Origin of the sequence: Corynebacterium sp. HMSC075D04 (assembly GCF_001815635.1) — a bacterium.
Taxonomy (GTDB): Bacteria; Actinomycetota; Actinomycetes; order Mycobacteriales; family Mycobacteriaceae; genus Corynebacterium; species Corynebacterium coyleae.
The window spans coordinates 1-767 of sequence record NZ_KV821293.1 but is presented as its reverse complement, the minus strand read 5'-3'; the positions used below and the strand labels follow the sequence as shown (position 1 = coordinate 767).

Genomic DNA, 767 nt, shown 5'->3' with positions numbered 1-767 from the left:
CGATAGCAGACACACATTTTGTCGCTTAACCCTTCTTGGTCGCTACTGGTAAGAAATTAAAAAGGTGCGTGACACTTCCAAAGTCGATTATCTCCATAATCACCCAGACAGGCAGTTCTTTGCCGTATCGCGCTTTGTGGTGTCTCAGAAAATCTTCCCCGGATGCCCTTTCCACTTGCTCGTGATACTTTGCCAACCATATCTGGTATGAGTCACGGCGAGAGCCTTTAGGAATCTTTGAGCACTCGTGCGGGTCCAACATATTCCGACGCAGATGCACAAAAACATCAACCATTCCGGCCTTGTTTGCGATCTGACTCCGCAAAGCGACTTCGAACTTCTCAAGCCCTTCGAAAATCAACCGCCGTAACCGAGAGTCGAAATCATAAAGCGCAACGGCATCTTCAAAATGAGAATTACTTTGAAATTCGTCGAAACGAAAGTTCCACTCTGTTGTCCGCTCCTCACCAGGTTTGATCTGCCGCAAAGGGTACAGATACGCGGCCAATCGATAGTAACCAATTGCTGCTAAAACAGCCTTCGCTTGCATGCAATCATTTACACGCAGCCCCCGATCGATCAGCAGTTGGAGCTGACTGTCAATCGGCAGATGTAGCTTTGCATACTGCATCCATCCCCCCTAAAAATTGAGAAAACCACGCCGTCACGGCGAACCGGAGAGGACGTGGTGTGCGTAAACCCAAACATACATGATCTACTGAGCAACCATTGATGTGTTTTGTCAAGTTGTTTTAGGCCGTTTCGGC

1 protein-coding gene is annotated in these 767 nt (G+C 48.1%); it reads right to left on the bottom strand.

The genetic code is table 11. The annotated features are described in order from the left end of the window. Positions 1-25 precede the first annotated feature (25 nt). Positions 26-631: an Abi family protein gene (locus HMPREF3048_RS02420; RefSeq protein ID WP_070771100.1), complete on the bottom strand. Its 606-nt coding sequence runs from the start codon at positions 629-631 to the stop codon at positions 26-28. Between the last annotated feature and the right edge of the window lie 136 nt (positions 632-767).

Excerpts from the sequence above, each read along its gene's own strand:
- HMPREF3048_RS02420 (WP_070771100.1), bottom strand. The coding sequence starts at position 631 with ATGCAGTATGCAAAGCTACATCTGCCGATTGACAGTCAGCTCCAACTG.